The 16,620-nt window shown below is 60.0% G+C and carries 14 protein-coding genes and 1 pseudogene; 6 read left to right on the plus strand and 9 right to left on the minus strand.

Annotated elements, in window-relative coordinates:
• Positions 1-9 precede the first annotated feature (9 nt).
• Entirely contained in the window at positions 10-162 is a 153-nt protein-coding gene (locus AC1Q7H_RS09455) for an ATP-binding protein (protein WP_492381297.1), read from the plus strand.
• A gap of 573 nt (positions 163-735) precedes the next feature.
• On the opposite strand, the gene AC1Q7H_RS09460 is transcribed toward AC1Q7H_RS09455, so the two are convergent.
• The 3 genes from AC1Q7H_RS09460 to AC1Q7H_RS09470 all read right to left on the minus strand — a co-directional run bounded on the left by AC1Q7H_RS09460 (position 736) and on the right by AC1Q7H_RS09470 (position 4,215).
• Positions 736-1,110, minus strand: coding sequence for a hypothetical protein (locus tag AC1Q7H_RS09460; protein ID WP_226798020.1), 375 nt, complete (start codon positions 1,108-1,110; stop codon positions 736-738).
• 658 nt (positions 1,111-1,768) lie between these two features.
• Complete coding sequence (locus AC1Q7H_RS09465; protein ID WP_492381143.1) at positions 1,769-2,536, minus strand: enoyl-CoA hydratase; 768 nt, start codon at positions 2,534-2,536, stop codon at positions 1,769-1,771.
• A 20-nt stretch (positions 2,537-2,556) separates the two neighbouring features.
• Positions 2,557-4,215: an AMP-binding protein gene (locus AC1Q7H_RS09470; protein WP_492381144.1), complete on the minus strand. Its 1,659-nt coding sequence runs from the start codon at positions 4,213-4,215 to the stop codon at positions 2,557-2,559.
• Positions 4,216-4,415: 200 nt separating this feature from the next.
• Between AC1Q7H_RS09470 and AC1Q7H_RS09475 the strand changes: the two genes are divergently transcribed.
• From AC1Q7H_RS09475 to AC1Q7H_RS09490, 4 genes are read left to right on the plus strand one after another with little or no spacing between them, the layout of a single operon-like run.
• Positions 4,416-5,180, plus strand: coding sequence for a nitroreductase (locus tag AC1Q7H_RS09475; protein WP_492381145.1), 765 nt, complete (start codon positions 4,416-4,418; stop codon positions 5,178-5,180).
• A 44-nt stretch (positions 5,181-5,224) separates the two neighbouring features.
• A complete protein-coding gene (locus AC1Q7H_RS09480; protein WP_492381146.1) occupies positions 5,225-6,595 on the plus strand; it encodes an MFS transporter in 1,371 nt (456 codons plus the stop codon).
• Positions 6,596-6,613: 18 nt separating this feature from the next.
• The gene (locus AC1Q7H_RS09485) at positions 6,614-7,372 is read left to right on the plus strand and encodes an SDR family NAD(P)-dependent oxidoreductase (protein ID WP_492381147.1); all 759 of its coding nucleotides are present in this window, start codon (positions 6,614-6,616) and stop codon (positions 7,370-7,372) included.
• Positions 7,344-8,582, plus strand: a complete 1,239-nt coding sequence (locus AC1Q7H_RS09490; protein WP_492381148.1) for an acetyl-CoA C-acyltransferase — start codon at positions 7,344-7,346, stop codon at positions 8,580-8,582. Before AC1Q7H_RS09485 ends, AC1Q7H_RS09490 begins: the two co-directional genes overlap by 29 nt.
• Before the next feature lie 68 nt (positions 8,583-8,650).
• Here AC1Q7H_RS09490 and AC1Q7H_RS09495 read toward each other — a convergent pair whose 3' ends face one another.
• From AC1Q7H_RS09495 to tnpA, 6 genes and pseudogenes are all read right to left on the minus strand, one after another.
• Positions 8,651-9,403 (minus strand): Crp/Fnr family transcriptional regulator, encoded by a 753-nt coding sequence (locus tag AC1Q7H_RS09495; protein WP_492381149.1) that lies wholly within the window; start codon positions 9,401-9,403, stop codon positions 8,651-8,653.
• A gap of 92 nt (positions 9,404-9,495) precedes the next feature.
• Positions 9,496-11,061 (minus strand): AMP-binding protein, encoded by a 1,566-nt coding sequence (locus tag AC1Q7H_RS09500; RefSeq protein WP_492381150.1) that lies wholly within the window; start codon positions 11,059-11,061, stop codon positions 9,496-9,498.
• Positions 11,062-11,434: 373 nt separating this feature from the next.
• Entirely contained in the window at positions 11,435-12,082 is a 648-nt protein-coding gene (locus AC1Q7H_RS09505) for a TetR/AcrR family transcriptional regulator (RefSeq protein ID WP_492381151.1), read from the minus strand.
• A 455-nt stretch (positions 12,083-12,537) separates the two neighbouring features.
• Positions 12,538-14,253, minus strand: a complete 1,716-nt coding sequence (locus AC1Q7H_RS09510) for a tannase/feruloyl esterase family alpha/beta hydrolase (protein WP_492381152.1) — start codon at positions 14,251-14,253, stop codon at positions 12,538-12,540.
• A gap of 658 nt (positions 14,254-14,911) precedes the next feature.
• Positions 14,912-15,127 carry a hypothetical protein gene (locus tag AC1Q7H_RS09515; protein ID WP_492381153.1) on the minus strand — a complete coding sequence of 72 codons (216 nt, stop codon included), beginning with the start codon at positions 15,125-15,127 and terminating at the stop codon, positions 14,912-14,914.
• A 53-nt stretch (positions 15,128-15,180) separates the two neighbouring features.
• Positions 15,181-15,471: pseudogene (gene tnpA, locus AC1Q7H_RS09520) on the minus strand (IS200/IS605 family transposase); the annotation flags it as partial.
• On the opposite strand from tnpA, the gene AC1Q7H_RS09525 reads away from it, so the two are divergent.
• The gene (locus tag AC1Q7H_RS09525; protein WP_492381154.1) at positions 15,470-16,324 is read left to right on the plus strand and encodes an RNA-guided endonuclease InsQ/TnpB family protein; all 855 of its coding nucleotides are present in this window, start codon (positions 15,470-15,472) and stop codon (positions 16,322-16,324) included. The pseudogene tnpA and the gene AC1Q7H_RS09525 overlap by 2 nt on opposite strands.
• Positions 16,325-16,620 lie beyond the last annotated feature (296 nt).

Genomic DNA, 16,620 nt, shown 5'->3' on the forward strand with positions numbered 1-16,620 from the left:
CTTTCGAGGATATTCGAGCCGTTCTTCAGTACAAAATCTGACGGGATGGGCCTGGGGTTGGCCATATGCCGTTCCATCGTTGCGTCGCACAATGGGACCATTCAAGCAAAATCGGACGACGGCCTCACCTCAATGGCAGTGTGCCTTCCGCTGGGCGCCTAGTAGCTCCGACTCATGGCACCATCCGTCCGGCTTCTGAATGCGAAAGGGTAGCGAGATGAGTCCGCGCTGGTCCAACAACACCCATGCCGCCATTTCGACCAGAAGACCGTCAGGTCCTGGCTCAGCGTCACGGGATTGCACGCCAGTTCCAGCTAATTCCGGATTTCCAGTCCAGCAAACTGGTCTGTAGTCCAGCTAACTCCGGTTTCCTACACAACAACAGTCGTATCCGAGCCGAGTTTGACTAGGTGGGAGCGCATTAGTCTCAATGAACTCCCATCGCGGCTCAACGTGGTCGCCGCGAGTGCAGTGTGCCTCCCTCAACCGTGTTCGGTTTGGAAGGTCCGTTGCCAAAGCGGAGCGGCCGTTCGAGTGTCCGCGCGCGTACGCCGGCGAGTGTCGGAAACTGGCCGGTCTCTGCCCACATGTTGCGCACCCGCGCTTCCTTGAACATCTCTTTCACCACTGCTGCTTCCAGCGGATGGGGCCCCCGCCGGGTGCTCAGGACCTGCAGCGGCTACCGCCGTTCCCACCACCGGGTAGCCAATATCGCAGACGCCCCCGCACGCGGTGTCACACCCCGCTGAGGTGCTGGCAATGTTCGCGAAACCAGCGGTCCAGCCCCTGCTGCGCGCCGGACCAGGTCGGCATCTCGCCGACTGCGCCGGGCGCCAGACCAAGGCTCTCCCACGCCGACTGCAAGAGTTGATCTACAGGCTTCCAGAAACGCCCACCCAGAGTCTGCGGCTCTAGAACAACGTCGTAGGCTGCAATCCACGCGCAAAGAGCACGCCGGTCTTGCTCCGAGGGCAGCTCGGCCGACTGCAGCGCCCGTGGCGGGGGCCTGCCGATCGCGGCCGCCTCCAGCCATGCGGCCAAGGCACCACCCAGCGGCTGTTCGGCCAGTATGGCCGACAGCGCGACGCCTCGGCGCAGGTCCGCGAGCACGTACAGGCATGCGCGCGGCGGAGTCTGCCCGCGAAAGAGCGTGCAGTGGAGGGCCCAGGTACGGGCGGAGGGCGAAGGGGGCGTCTGCAAGGGCATGGGCGAAAACTGGAGAGCCGCTTCCTATCGCAAGCAAAGTTCGCGCCGGCCGAGATGTCAAGCGCTGGCCACTCGGATTGCATCGCTGGGTCCTCATGGGCCCGGTCGCCGAGCCCATGCAGGGCATCCCTCGCGCACCGGGGTAGCGAGGGCGGGCCTTGCCCAGCACGCGTGTTGCGAGAGCCAGCGCCGGTCGGCTGTTCGCGACCCATCGCTGCCGTTCAGAGCCGAGAGGTCCAGCGGCAGAAACCGGCTCATGAGCGGACATCGCGCTACTTCGCGGAATCACGGTCCATAGAAGTCAAAGAGCTTGACGTAAGAACTAGGATCGTCAGGAAAAAATGTGTGGGAACGAAGACAACTCGGGAAGGTCGTCATGTGCATCACATAGCGAATTCCGTCGCTCTAATACGAGCAGGCCCAGAACGCTTTCGATGCTACCTACAAGAAGCTTAGTTTTTCCTCTGTCACTCGCAATCGCCTCAATCCAAATCGCGCCCGACGAGCCACAAAGATTTATGTGGCTACTTGGAAGGTCACTCCCCGAGGTGTTAGGCCATGTCTACCGACCGAGCCAGCATGGCGATCGTTTTTCGAGGAAGGCGGCCACACCTTCCTTGTGGTCCTCTCCATCAAAGAGGCGAAGGAACTGCTCGCGCTCGACGGCCAGGGCAGCGTTTCTCGGTACGCCCTCCCGCGCCAACTGGATCAGCTTCTTGCTCGCCGCGGCTGCGGTAGGACTAACCGAGGACGCTCGCTGCGCCAGTGCCATCGCCGTCTCCAGGCTGGTTCCGGTTGGCACAAGTTCTTCAACCAAACCGATCCTCAACGCTGTCTCGCCGTCCACGCGCTCATTGCACAGGATCATGCGCTTCGCCCAGCCTTCGCCCACAAGTGCAGGCAAGGTCTGGGTTCCGCATTCGGCAGGCAGAAGCCCGACCGCGTTTTCGGGCAACGCCATCTGGACGTGTGCTTCGGCGATGCGAATGTCACATGACAACGCACATTCCAGACCGCCTCCCAGGGCATACCCATTGATCGCGGCAATGACCACTGGTCTGGCGTTCTGGAGCGCTTCGAAGGCGCGCCCAAAATGCTGGGCGACGCGTCGAGGATGATCGGGATCGCCATTGGCAATCTCTTTGAGGTCGGCGCCAGCGCTGAAGAACTTCCCTTCGCCAGTGATCACAATCGCCCGCACTTCGGCATTGGCGTTTAGTCGGCCGATTAGCGCCTCCAGCGCGGCAAGGCTCTCGATATTGAAGGCGTTGACCGGCGGGCGCTTGAGCGATACCAGTGCGGTATGCCCATCAATAATGCAATCAATCATGTTCAGTGCTGGAGATGGGGTTAGCGTGAGCTGGCCAGGTCGGTGATGGCCTGGCGGCTGCCGGCCATTTCGCGCAGCCGGAATTTCTGGATCTTTCCGGTGCCGGTTTTCGGTAGCGGGCCATAGACAACGCGAACCGGGCACTTGTAGTGCGCCAGGCGATCCCGACAGAAGGCAATGACTTCTGCCTCGGAAGGTGCGGCGTAGCCATCCTTGAGCTCGATGAAGGCGCAGGGCGATTCGCCCCATTTCGGATGGGGCTGGGCTACGACCGCCGCGATCAGGACTGCCGGGTGCTGGTGGAGGACATCCTCCACTTCCACGGAAGAGATGTTCTCCCCGCCTGAGATGATCACGTCCTTGGATCGGTCGGTAATCTGGATGTACCCGTCAGGGTGGACCACGGCGACGTCGCCGGTGTGGAACCATCCGCCTGCGAAGGCCTGCTCGGTGGCTTCGGGGTTCTTCAAGTAACCCTTCATGACGATGTTGCCGCGCAGCAGGAGTTCGCCTTGTGTCCGGCCATCCCACGGTACCGCGCACATGGTGTCGGGATCCGCGACATAGAGCCCCTCCAGCGCGGCGGCACGATTGCCCTGCCTAGCCATCAGTCGAGCCTTGGCGTCCGGCAACATGGCGTTCCAGGCGGGGTTGGCGTACGAACTGACCGGTGTGCCGGAGGCCTCCGTAATCCCATACACGTGCTCGACGTCGAAGCCCATCGCGCTCACGGCCTTGAGTACCGCGGCAGGAGGAGGCGAGCCGGCTGTACGAATGCGAACGGGATGCGACAACGCTCTGCGCTCTCCCTCTTTTGCGGTGGCGAGAGAGGCCAGCACAATGGGTGCCGCGCAGAAATGGTCCACGCCGTGCGCGTCGATTGCCTGGAATATGTTTGCCGCCGTCACCTTGCGCAGACATACGTGCGTGCCGGCAGCAGCGGTGATGGCCCACGCGAAGCACCAGCCATTGGCATGGAAGAGCGGCAACGTCCACAGGTACTTCGGGCCGCGGGGCATGCCCCAGTCTGTGAGCTGCAGCAAGCTCATCAGATACGCGCCGCGATGGCTCGGGACAACCCCCTTGGGGTCGGAGGTTGTTCCGGAGGTGTAGTTAAGCGCGATTGCATCCCACTCGTCCTTCGGATAGATGCCCGGGAAATCTGCATCACCTTGTCGGAGGAACCGTTCATATTCGAGTTCGCCGATGAGGGCGCCTTCCGGCGCCAACGTATCGATGACATCGATGACCAGCGGAGGATTGTCGAGTCCCTCGAGTGCGGCCGCTGCCAAGGCGGAAAATTCCCGGTCCACCAGCAGGACCTTGGCTTCGCCGTGCTTCAGGATGAAACGAACGCCGTCGGCATCAAGCCGGCAGTTGATGGCGTTCAGTACGGAGCCGCTCAGTGGAATGCCATGATGGGCTTCCACCATTGCCGGGGTATTCGGCGCGAGGATCGACACGGTGTCGCCTTTTCCGATGCCGAGCTTGATGAGGGCGCTCGCCAGGCGTCGGCAGCGTTCCCTGGTCGTGCTCCACGACTGGCGGAGGTCGCCATGAACAATGGCGTCCCTGTCCGGGTACTGCTCGGCGCAGCGATCCAAGAAGTGCAGTGGGGTCAACGCCACGTGATTGGCGTTGTTGCGCTCCAGCCCTACTTCGTAAATGTTGTTGCTCACGACTGTCTCCTACCGAGTTTTTTGAGTACTGCGCTATGCGCACAAATGGAACCCGGACAGTAAGCCGATTCCCCTTGGGACACTGTCTTGCACAGGACAGTGTTGACACGTTCGACGTCGAGAACAGGAGTAACCCGGAATTGTCGGCTATGTGACAGTACGCATTCAACGCGAAACCTAGTCTCTTACCCGAACGGCTGATGCAGCCATTTTCAGTTGAGAGCGTTAGCGTGAACCTGAACCTGAACAGATTGAGTCCCCCTCCTGATGAGCTTCCTGCCGTGCGTCGCGCGGTCGAATGGGCGATTACGACGCGCCGTAGCGTCCGCGCGTTCCTCCCGGAGCCCGTTCCTGCCGATGTCGTCGAGGCGGTCCTGAATACTGCGCGGTTCGCCGCAAGCGGCGTGAATATGCAGCCCTGGACGGTGCACGTGCTGATGGGTGCCGCCAAAGACCGGGTCTGTACGGCGATTCGGAACGTGAATGATGATCCAGCGCTTGCCGCAGAGCACGGCGACGAGTGGACGTATTACCCACTCCAATGGACGTCCCCTTATCTCGATCGCCGTCGCGAGGTGGGCTGGAAGCTCTACAGCCTGCTTGGCATCGAGAAGGGCGATAAGGCGCGCATGCACACCCAGCATGGCCGCAATTACCAGTTCTTTGATGCGCCCGTCGGCCTCATTTTCACGGTGGACCGAGTGATGAACGAGGGGAGCCTCCTGGACTACGGAATGTTCCTCCAAAACATCATGGTCGTGGCGCGCACCTACGGTCTGAGTACTTGCCCACAGGCTGCGTTCATGAAGTACCACCGGATAATCGAACAGGAGCTGGCACTGGGTGCCGAGGAGAAGTTCGTGGTTGGGATGAGTCTCGGATATGCGGATGAGGCGCGCATCGAGAACTCATTGGCATCAGAGCGCGAACCCGCCTCGAACTTTACGACGTTTCACAAGGAATGACCGCAGTTTAAAGATTATTTGACCCATCAAGAATGGAGGAGACGATGACAAAAGAAATTGACGTTCAAAAGGTAGCCGACACGGCCAGATTCTCCGGCTTCCACCGGATGATTCTTTTCTGGTGTGTGATGATCCTCGTGCTGGATGGCTATGATCTGGCGGTAGTGGGTGCAGCGCTACCGTCGATCATGAAGCAGATGGGGGTCGATGCAACGAAGGCGGGCTTCATGGCGAGTTCTGCGCTGTTCGGCATGATGTTTGGTGCGATCTACCTCGGCACGCTCGCCGACAAGATTGGCCGCAAGTTGTCCATCTGCGTGTGCGTCGCTCTCTTCAGCGTCTTTACCGCAGCCGCTGGCCTGACGACTGACCCGATAAGTTTCAGTGTGACGCGTTTCCTGGCAGGCCTCGGTATCGGCGGCGTGCTGCCTGTCGTGACGGCGCAGATGGGCGAGTTTGCGCCCAGCAAGATCCGGGCTCGACTCGTCACCATCGTGTTTGCCGGATATTCGATCGGCGGGATTCTGGTTGCGCTGACCGGCAAAGGTCTGATCGAGGCATACGGTTGGCAGGCGGTGTTCTTCGTTGCCGGGCTGCCGGTGTTTTTCATTCCCTTCATCTTGTGGACCATGCCGGAATCCATGGCGTTTCTGGCAAGGAAGCAGCGAGACGTAGCGCTTCGCGCAGTGGTTCGCAAGCTCGCTCCTGAACTGCAGATTGCGCCGGGTGATCGTCTCGTTGTACCCCAGGAGGCAATGGCGTCCAATGCGCCCGTCGCTGCGCTTTTCGCCCGGGGGCGCGCCATGAGCACGCTGATGATCTGGGTGGCATTCTTCACAGGACTCTTTATGGTCTACTCGCTCAGTTCTTGGTTGACGAAGCTCATGGCGATGTCCGGCTACAGCCTCGGTTCGGCTCTGAATTTTGTCCTGGTGTTCAATATTGGTGCTGTATGCGGCGCGATCGGCGGCGGCTGGCTGGGGGATCGTTTCAATATCAAGCATGTGCTGGTCGCGTTCTACGCCACGGGTGCTGTGTCGCTTTCGCTGATGGGGTACACGAAGGTGACCGAACTGTTGTTCGTGCTCGTGTTCGTTGTCGGCGCTTCGACACTCGGCACGCAGTTGCTCGCTTATGCCTATGCAGGCGAGTTCTATCCGGGCGCCATTCGTTCGACCGGTGTGGGCTTCGCCTCGGGCATCGGCCGGCTCGGCGCCATCGTGGCGCCTGTGCTCATCGGCGCGCTCGTGGCAATGAAGCTGCCACTTGAACAGAATTTCCTGGCCATCGGCGTTGCCGGCTTGGTCGGAACCATGGCGGTCATGCTCATCGATCACCGCCAAAGCGCATCCGTGCAACCACCGCAGCAAGCTTCACTTTCCTCGCTCGACGTGCACGCATCCACCAACCGCTAAACAAGTACTTCCGTAGACATGCAGATTCAGGACAACGTATTTGTGGTGACCGGGGCCGGCTCTGGCCTCGGTGCTGCCACTGCAACAGCACTTGCTGAGCAGGGCGCGAAGGTCGTTATCGTCGACCTCGATTCGAATACCGGACAGGAAGTCGCACGCAAGACTGGCGGCGTCTTTGTCAGGGCCGACGTCACGAACGAAGACAGCGTGAAGGAGATGTTCGACTTCGCTGCTGCGCTCGGACCTTTGCGCGGCCTCATCAACTGTGCTGGCGTTGCTCCTGCTGAAAAGGTCATTGGCAAGAACGGCGTGCATGCCCTGGCATCGTTCAGCCGCACGCTTCAGATCAACGTCGCCGGGACGTTCAATGTCCTCCGCCTCGGGGCGGCACTGATGGCGGAACAGCAGCCTTCGGTGGACGGCGAGCGGGGCGTTATCGTCAACACCGCATCAGTGGCAGCCTTCGACGGCCAGGTCGGCCAAAGCGCGTATGCCGCCTCGAAGGGCGCAGTCGTGGCAATGACGCTGCCGCTGGCGCGCGAACTCGCGCGCTTTGGCGTGCGGGTAGTTACGATCGCGCCGGGGATCATGGCAACCCCCATGTTGCTCGCGATGCCTGACGAGGTGCAGAAGTCGCTTGGGGCTTCCGTGCCGTTTCCCCAGCGCATGGGCAGGCCGCAGGAGTTTGCGGATCTCGTGCAGCACGTGATCGGCAATGCTTACCTCAACGGTGAGGTGATTCGACTCGATGGTGCCATCCGTATGGCAGCGAAGTGAGGTACTTATCTTGAACTCGACAAACGATCCAATCGTCGTCCTTTCGGCGGCGCGCACGCCCATCGGTGGGTTCCAGGGCGAGCTGTCATCCTTGACGGCTCCGGAGATGGGTGGGGCGGCCATCCGTGCAGCCGTGGAACGGGCTGGGCTGACACCGTCCTGCATTCAGGAACTGCTGATGGGATGCGTCCTGCCGGCAGGCGTCGGGCAGGCGCCCACGCGCCAGGCCGCTATTCGGGGTGGCCTGGAGCTTGCCACGCCTTGCACCACCATCAGCAAGGTTTGCGGATCCGGGATGAAGGCGGTCATGCTAGCCCATGATCTGATGCTGGCACAAAGTAACGACATCATGATCGCCGGCGGCATGGAATCCATGTCGAACGCGCCGTACCTGCTGCCGAAAGCGAGAGCCGGGTATCGGCTCGGCCATGGCAAGGTCATGGACCACATGTTCCTGGACGGTCTTGAGGACCACTACTGCGACGACACGCGTGGGCGCCTGATGGGCGCGTTTGCCGAAGATTGCGCCGCGACGTATGGGTTTACGCGGGAGGCGCAGGACGAATGGGCGGTGATGTCGACGCTACGAGCGCAGGCCGCGATCGACGCGGGAAGTTTTGCGTGGGAGACGGCGCCGCTTACCGTCGATACCCGGAAGGGACCGGTATCGGTAACGCGTGATGAACAGCCGTTGAAGGCTGATCTGAATCGTGTGCCGACCTTGAAGCCGGCCTTCAAGAAGGACGGGACCGTGACGGCTGCCAACTCGAGTTCGATCTCGGATGGTGCGGCGGCGATGGTCCTTACCCGGCAGTCCATTGCCGACAAGATGCAACTTCAGCCGGTTGCCAGGATCATGGGCCATGCCACGCACGCACAGACTCCGGCGACGTTCACTACCGCGCCGATTGGCGCAATCCGCAAGCTTCTCGACGGATTGGGATGGGCCGCATCCGAGGTCGATCTTTGGGAAATTAACGAGGCGTTTGCCGTCGTTGCCATGGCCGCCGTGCAAGACCTGCAGCTAGATCAGACGAAGGTCAACATTCACGGCGGGGCATGTGCGCTGGGCCATCCCATTGGCGCATCGGGTGCACGAATCCTGGTCACGCTTATCGGTGCACTTCGCAAGACCGGTGGCCGCCGAGGAGTGGCAAGCCTGTGCATCGGCGGTGGCGAAGCCACCGCCGTCGCGGTCGAAATGGTGTAAAAGGGGAAAGCCGCATTGCATCCACCTTGCCCGGATGCAATACGGCCAGGCTGGCGGCAATCGCTGCGTCAATCGCCCATGTGAGCGAACTGTCGGAGTCCTTCGAGGCTCAGGATATGGATTGCGCCGTATTCCATCGCGATCATGCCGGCATCCGCGAGTTCGCGGAGGGCTCGATTCGTGTTCTGACGCGACAGGCCGGAGAGGCGTCCAATTTCTTCCTGGGACAGCCCCAAGGTCCGGTCGGTGGCGGGATAGAGCTGGCGATGGAACAGCTCGGCAAGGCAGAACGCCACGCGGCCTGCGGCTTCGTGAAGCCTCAGGTTATGCACCAGTCCGACATAGTAGCCGCAACGTGCGTTGAGTTGATCGATGACATAGCGGCTAAAGTTATGGTTGTGCTCCAGCAGCCAAAGGAAGGTGTCCTTCGGAACATAAGCAACGCGGCTATCCTTCAGCGCCACAACGGAATACTGCCGCGGTTCGTTCTTCAGTACCGCACCCTCGCCGAACCAAGCGCCTGCGGGAACGCCTGCGAAGGTAATCGCTCTCCCGCATGCGGATGCCGTATCTACCTTGACGATGCCTTCGACCACACCGAGCCAATGGTCGGCTGGCGCACCTCGATGGCAAGCGGTGCCACCTGCGACGAAGTGCTTCTCAAAAGAATCGGCCATGACGCGCGTTTTCTCCTGAGGGGTGAGATGGTCGAACCAGGCGGAACGCTCGAAGAATGACGCCAGCGTCGAACGCGAAATGCGCTCAGAGGCCGGCGGTCGGAGGGTGACCTGGCTCCTGACGTCGTGGGATAGCGATTGCATGTGTAAATCTCTTCGGTTGCCGCTCGGGTCAGTTGTCACGATCTGCTTTCAAATCTGACCGACTGCGTGCGTCGATTGCGTCTATACGGGTGTCAGCTTTCTTTTGTGCCAGGCGCGGTGACGAGTCCGTCGTTCCGTGCGGCACGCAAAACGAATCGCTGGATCTTCCCGCTTGGGGTCTTGGGAAGCTCGGTTGCAAAATGCACTTGCCGAGGATAGGCGTGGGCGGCATAGCGAGTCTTGACCCACTGCTGGATCTCCTCGGCCATTGCCGAGCTCGGAGCGAACGCCGGTCGCAGTACGACAAATGCCTCGATCACTTCTCCCCGGATCTTGTCGGGGGCGGCAATGACGGCGCATTCCGCGACCGCGGGGTGAGTGGCAATCACAGACTCGACCTCAAATGGTCCGATGCGATAGCCGGCCATGATGATGACGTCGTCCTCGCGCGCGGAAAAATAGAAGCTACCTTCGGCGTCCATCTTGCCAAGGTCTCCGGAAAGGTAATATCTGCGATCTGCGGAAAACTTCTCCGCGCTCTTTTCCGGGGCCGCGTCATACCCGTGGAACCACGCAAGCGGACTCTCCGCGACATTGAAGGCGAGACGTCCGACTTCGCCAGTCGGTAGTTCGACATCTTCGCTGCGGTCCAGCACCACAGCCTTCCACCCAGGCATGGCGATACCCATCGATCCAGGTCGGATCTCCAGTGCAAGGCGAGGATCGTGGTGGTTGTTGATGAGCATGCCCGCCTCGGTCTGGCCGTAGTGGTCAAAGACGAGCGTCCCCAAGGCAGACTTGGCCCATTCATTCACATCCGGCGTGAGCGGCTCGCCAGCACTGGAAGCGCAGCGCAGCTTCAGGTCCTGTGGCGGTGCGACCTCTGAACACATGAGTGACCGGTAGACGGTCGGAGCGGCTGCGAAATTCGTGACGTTGCGCTCTGAGAGAATGCGGTAAGTGGCCGCAGCGTCGAAGGCGCCTTTGAGAAGGAGGCTATGGACCCCTGTACTTAGCGAGCCCAGGACGCCGAAGTACAGGCCATAGGCCCAGCCCGGATCGGCCGCGCACCAGTACACATCGCTTGGCAGCAGTCCAATGCCGAACTCGATGTACGCTCTGAACGCGGCAATGGCGCGGATGGGAACAATCACCCCCTTGGGCTTACCCGTGGTTCCAGACGTGTAGATATGAATGAACGGAGCGTCTCCGCCCAGGACCGCGGCAGGTACGTTCGGACGTCCCTCGGCTGCGAGATCGTCGAATTTATGGATCTGCCAGTCGCCAGAAGCGGCGCCATCGCCACCAATGAGGATCAGGTCGCTCACAGCGATGGGCTCGGAGTTCCCGGCTGCGCCGAGCTTGCCAACCTGGGAGGCGTCGCAAATCACGACTTTTGCCTTGCTGCCGGCGAGCCGCTGTGCAATGGCGGGCGGCGCAAACGCTGTAAATAGCGGGACGTGAACCGCGCCGAGGCGCCAGATGCCGACGAGACCAATCAGGTATTCCGCGCTCTTTCCCGCCAGCGTCGCGACTCGATCTCCAGGGCGGACGCCAATGCTATCGAGCCCGGCCGCAAAAGCCTCGGACCGTCGTTTCAGTTCGCCATAAGTCAGGCGCTCTGCGCCCCATCGAGTGTCGACAACGTCATAGGCCACACTATCTGCAGGATGGCGGTCGCATAGCAGCCAAGCGAGACACGCCGACGGCGCGGAGTACTCCAAAACCAGCTCGGCAACCCGGTGTTCGAGTTCGGACGTGAGCCTTAATGTCCTCATAAGTGTCTCTCCCTACGCGAGTGGCTTCGGTCTAGTTGCCGGCCTTAAGTGAATCATGATTTCATTTAAGGCTAAGACGGTAGTGCTCGCCTGTCAAGCCTTGTGGCCACAGGGAAAGTACTAGGATGTGTGCGCGGCGGGGCAGAAGAGAAGTGCCGCTGAATCGAAAATTTGCTCGGGTGTACAGTCTTAAGTGAAATGGCAATTCTGCTTTGGCCGCAGGATAGATGACATTTCGAAGGCCGAGCTAGGCTCAGGGCGTTGGGGGGAAGGTGACCAGGCGTCCGGCGACGCCGCGAAGGCAAAACGTAATGATCGCCGTGGCATGCGAACTTAGAGACGCGGACGCATCATCAGCGCCACCGTTACTCAATGGGGCAACCAAACCTTCAAACAGACATCCGACGATGCAATCTGCCGATGCGGCGGCATTCTGGGGCGGGAACTCTTTGTTTTCCACGCCCTGTTCTATGATCGTCTTGAAAACACGGGAGAGCGCGCGGTGATAAGTCAGACGGGCAGACTCTACGTCCGGCTCGACAGGTTCAGCGACGAGCGCATGCGCAAGCCTTTGGCCACGTAGCGCGCGGCTGGCGAAAGTCCACGCAGCGGCGCCGAGCTTCTCGCAAGCGGACCCATCGCGCATAGCAATGCCGGCAACCACGTCTACCTCGCGTTGCGCCGTCGACCTGACGACCTCGACCATGAGTTCGGTCTTGGACGGAAAGTACCGATAGAGCGTACCGATGGCAATACCCGCGGCGTCCGCAATCGCCGTCATTTGCGCCTCGCGGAAGCCGAATTGTGCGACCAATTCCCGAGCGGCCTTAAGTATCAGGGGATGCTTATCAGCTCCTCGACGGCGAATGCGGACACGAGGACGACTCAATAATTCTTCCATGCGACCGTCCTTCCGATACCCGGCGCGGGGCGTGTTCAGTGATCTCGGCCGCATTATGACATGGCCGGTCGTGGCGCAGGTTTCCAAGTTCAACCCTTCTGCACTCTGGGAGGAAGGAACACATGACTTGGCGGCTTACCGGATGCAGTCTCCACACACATAGTCCGAGCGGTATCGGCTTGGGATGCAAAGCTGACAGCGTTGGACCGAGCGAGAAAGGGTGGGCCCGGCACTTTGGAACACAGGCATTGTCCCGGCACACCGGTGAAACATGCCCACAGCATGTTCGGTTTTTTCTGTTTTACACCTCTGCAAGAAAAAATGCCTGGCACTACTCCTAGTGCCAGGCGACAAAGGTCTGGAGACCTCGAGCAATCAATAGGTGACTATTTCGACGGCATGAATCACGGCGCCGCAACAACGTACAGTCGAGTCGTCGTCACCATGCTTCGTCGTTAGTGTGCGCAGGTGAAGCTAGTTGCAGAATTCACGTCGCCGCTAACGTACTTCGGCCACGTGGGATATTCGCAAAGCGGGCGCGTGCGACCCGCTGTTGGCTCATATATGTCTGTGATGACGAGTTTGTTGGGGGGATTCCCGCGTGTTACCCAGTCATCGAGCACTGTCAGCGCGTCATAGGCGCCCCCAAATTGGCCGCCAAAGCCATGCGCCGCCCCTGGCACCAAATAGAACTTCACAAATTCATCCACGGTCGCTTGCCCATATCGCGTCAACAAACGATTGTAGTAATCAACTGACATCTGCGCAGGGATGAACTGATCGGACTGCCCATGCTGAAGAATCAGCTTTCCGCCCCGTGCCTTGAAGGTGGTCAGATCGGTGGTCGTGGAATCCGTCATGTTACTGACGGCCTGCGTCCGCGCCGTGAGGGTGCCGGGATCAGAAAAGTTAAACGACATAAAGTCTACAAGTTGGGTGCGAGAAATCGCAAAATTGACAAGCGCATATGGGAACGCATAGAAGAACGATCCCTGGATGGAGGCAGGATCCGATAACGTTTGTGTTGGGGACTGACCCAGAGGCGGAAGCGGGCCGTTCCAGAAATCGGTCCCGGCGAGGATGTTGTAGCCGGGTATCGTATGGATGCCGTTAGCAAAATCAAAAGTGGTCGTCAACGGGGTAGCGATGGTGTTGACGGTATTAAGTTGTGCGTCAGACAAGCAGGTATTGCCCGTATCAGCCCCGCCTGGACACCGCAATGTCGACGGATCGAAGTTGCAGGCCGACGGGTTGCTGACGAGGCCATCTGTTGCGCCGTCCAGAGCATCGCATTGGGCCATCACAGCCGCTTTAAGAACTGTCGCCTTCTCCGATGTAATAAATCCTCCAGGTGCAAGCGAGGCCTGCGAGACCCGGCCCATGGCAAAGGAGAGGCCCAGAAGCTCGGAGGCCGGGAAAGTTGAAATTACTCCATCATAGTCGGCTGGATATCGCTGGGCGGCCACCAGGCCTTGTCGGCCGCCTCCCGAGCCACCAATGTAGTAGCTGTGAAGGAAGGATTTGCCATAACGGCGTTGTGCCAGAAACGCTGCGACGTCGTGCGTCTTCTTCACGTGTTCACCGGCGTAGTTCGCCAGAGCTTCATCGTTCTTCAAGAACTCGCCTTCAAAAGAAGTTCCTTGGTGCCCGCTGTCACTGCCGAGGGTCACGAAACCCCGAGCCAACGGCGTCATAGTTCCGGGGCGCTCCATGAGAGTGAGCGCGGAGAGAGCGAAACTGGCAGTTGCCGGAATGGTCCCGTCCAAGCCCCCGCCACCGAAGTGAACGGACTTCTCATTCCAGTTGCTCGGAAGGTCCACTTCAAAGCGGATGTCAGGCGCCTGAAAATCCACCGGATGAATCTTCCCTAACACCTTGCAATATTCGCCCGACTGGTTGCCGGTTTCAGTTGACGCTACCAACGTAGCGCTGGATACAGATGCGCCAGTTGTGGGAAGACCTATCGTCGAAGCGGGAATTTCGAGATTCTGAAGACCCGCACACAACTCGGCTGGAGTCTTGCTTGGCGTATCCGGGCTACTTGGCGACGTCGCGGCCGCCGCAGACGATGCCGTATCACCGTCTCCTCCACATGCAGCAAGTATTGCCGTCGATCCAATCGCGAGAACGAAGCCCTTGCGGACTGTGTGCATGAATGCATGGTACTTCATGTGCCTAGTCTCCTCTGATGTTTTGTAGCAATGGTCTGCCACTCGCCCCTGACCATTGCGTCTCGTCAAGACGCTTCAGTTCGTTTCTATTTTCCTGGTATGAGCGTCAGGATGAAGGCTACCGTGCGGTGAGACGCCACATTGTCATGTGCAAGACAGTACTGTTGTCGATGCGACGGGATGGCGAGGAGTGGGATCGGGGAGAACGTGAGCGGAATGGCGAGCCACACTTCGCCATAAACGTCAGGCGGGGTCGGATGTTTTCTGTGAGGGGCCGGACGGCGGTAGTGCTGGCCGGTGGCGAGGATGCTGATAAAGCTAGGTGCGGCGAGTCGTCCAGTAAAGCGGCGAATTATCTGAGTCCATCAACCGCACATGAAGGCTTCGATGGTTTTCGGTGGCGTGAGCCTCGACGTCCAAACCGGTAAGTCCCAGTGTCTCGGAGTGGGAACCTATGCCTTGAGCGCCTAACGGCCGAAAGGCGGCGCAGCTCGGCCATTGAGGGCGAAAGGAGCAGTGGCTGTTGATGGCCGAACTGAGCCGTCGGATATACCCTTACCCTGCCCGCCTTCACCCGGGCTGCATTGGCCCTCGCACCCCGCGAATCGGCAAAGAGGAAAAAAGAGATCGCCCTCCAAGCAAAACCGGAGGGCGAACATCAGTGACTTCGTTGGCTTACGCCGACCATCACAACGACAGCGCCGCCGGCACATGGCCCCGGCACCCGCGACGAACGGGCTGGCCCCGCTATCGCTATGCCGACGAAACGCTTGTCCTTGTCGGCCACGCGCTTCGCAATCGGAATCCCGCCGTGAAACGCCACCGTCTCGACGCCCTTCGCCTTCAACTTGCTGGCGATGAGGTTGATGACCAAGGCACCGGTGCAAGCCCCGGAGTTCAGTCTCGGGTAAGCCGGGAATTTGGGGGTTAGTGAGGGGTCTGCTGCTGCTCAATGTACTGGCGCAGGATATCCAGTGGAGCCCCGCCGCACGACGCCGCGAAGTAGGACGGGGACCAAAGCACGCCCCGCCGCTTGAGCCACGGATGGAAGTCCCCGAACTGCTGCCGCAGCAGTCTGCTCGACACGCCCTTGAGCGATGCGACGAGCGCTGATAGGGCGACCTTCGGCGGGTAGTTCACCAGCAGATGGACGTGGTCGTGCTCGCCGTTGAACTCTACCAACTCGGCCTCGAAGTCCTTGCATACTCTGGCCAGGATGGCCGAATTCGCGACGCGGCTTAAACAGTTCAAGCGCCAGAAGCTCAATTGGCGCGTGAGCAACCGCAAGTCGCCGAAGTATTCGCTCGGATGGGTTCCGTTCAAGGGCGAAGGCATCAAGTACAAGAACGGGCAACTGCATTTCAATGGTCTTCAGATCGGCCTGTGGGACTCGTATGGCCTGTCGAAGTATGAGCTTGGCGCGGGCAGCTTCAACGAGGACTCGCGCGGGCGTTGGTACGTCAACATCGCTGTCAAGGTGGAGGTCGAAGAAAAACGCGTGCCGGATGGCTCGGACGTGATCGGCATCGATCTTGGTCTGAAGACCTTGGCGACGCACAGCGACGGTGAGAAATTCGAGCCTAAGCGCTTCTATCGCGAGTCTGAGCAAGCGCTCGGCATCGCTCAACGAGCGAACAAGAAGCGCCGCGTGAAGGCAATCCACGCCAAGATCGCAAACCAGCGCAAGGACGCCATCCATAAGGAAACATCGGCGCAGGTCAAAAGACATGCAGGAATCTTCGTAGGCAACGTGAACGCGAAAGTGCTGGCAAAAACGAGTATGGCGAAGTCCGTACACGACGCCGCATGGACCACGTTCCGGACACAACTCAAGTACAAGGCCATCAGGCAATGTGTGGTGTTCGCAGAGGTCAACGAAGCGTTTTCAACCCAAGCGTGCTCGTGCTGCGGAGTCATATCCGCGAGCAGTCCGAAAGGTAGGGCCGGCCTTGGAATAAGGCAGTGGACGTGCTGTTCGTGCGGGTCGGTCCACGACCGCGACACGAACGCGGCCCGGAACATTGCCCGCCTGGGACTTCAGGCGCTCGCTGGAGGAATCTCCGGGGTTTAGCCCGGAGAGGAAATCAAGCATATGCGAGGAATAGGCAACCAACCAGGCCAAGACGATCAGACTGCCGATCATGACGCAGCAGGTCAGTTGCACGGACAACAGACCTGGGTCGACGGTGGTGAACGTGAAACCCAGTGCGGCGAACAGGTCGAAGATCATGGCCAGAACAGCCATGGCGGTGCCGCGATAGTGAATAAACATGATGGCTCCAACGAAAGGTAGAGCCATGCCCATGGGGACCAAGCCCCGGTGGGTGAGAAAAACAGAGTGCCGAAGAATCGGCAGATTCGATGCGT

The sequence above is a fragment of the Cupriavidus sp. GW823-FHT06D04 genome (assembly GCF_058795055.1).

Coding starts and splice junctions, on each gene's coding strand:
- AC1Q7H_RS09465 (WP_492381143.1), bottom strand. CDS start 2,536: ATGATTGATTGCATTATTGATGGGCATACCGCACTGGTATCGCTCAAG.
- AC1Q7H_RS09475 (WP_492381145.1), top strand. CDS start 4,416: ATGCAGCCATTTTCAGTTGAGAGCGTTAGCGTGAACCTGAACCTGAAC.
- AC1Q7H_RS09480 (WP_492381146.1), top strand. CDS start 5,225: ATGACAAAAGAAATTGACGTTCAAAAGGTAGCCGACACGGCCAGATTC.
- AC1Q7H_RS09485 (WP_492381147.1), top strand. CDS start 6,614: ATGCAGATTCAGGACAACGTATTTGTGGTGACCGGGGCCGGCTCTGGC.
- AC1Q7H_RS09490 (WP_492381148.1), top strand. CDS start 7,344: ATGGTGCCATCCGTATGGCAGCGAAGTGAGGTACTTATCTTGAACTCG.
- AC1Q7H_RS09495 (WP_492381149.1), bottom strand. CDS start 9,403: ATGCAATCGCTATCCCACGACGTCAGGAGCCAGGTCACCCTCCGACCG.
- AC1Q7H_RS09505 (WP_492381151.1), bottom strand. CDS start 12,082: ATGGAAGAATTATTGAGTCGTCCTCGTGTCCGCATTCGCCGTCGAGGA.
- AC1Q7H_RS09510 (WP_492381152.1), bottom strand. CDS start 14,253: ATGAAGTACCATGCATTCATGCACACAGTCCGCAAGGGCTTCGTTCTC.
- AC1Q7H_RS09525 (WP_492381154.1), top strand. CDS start 15,470: ATGGCCGAATTCGCGACGCGGCTTAAACAGTTCAAGCGCCAGAAGCTC.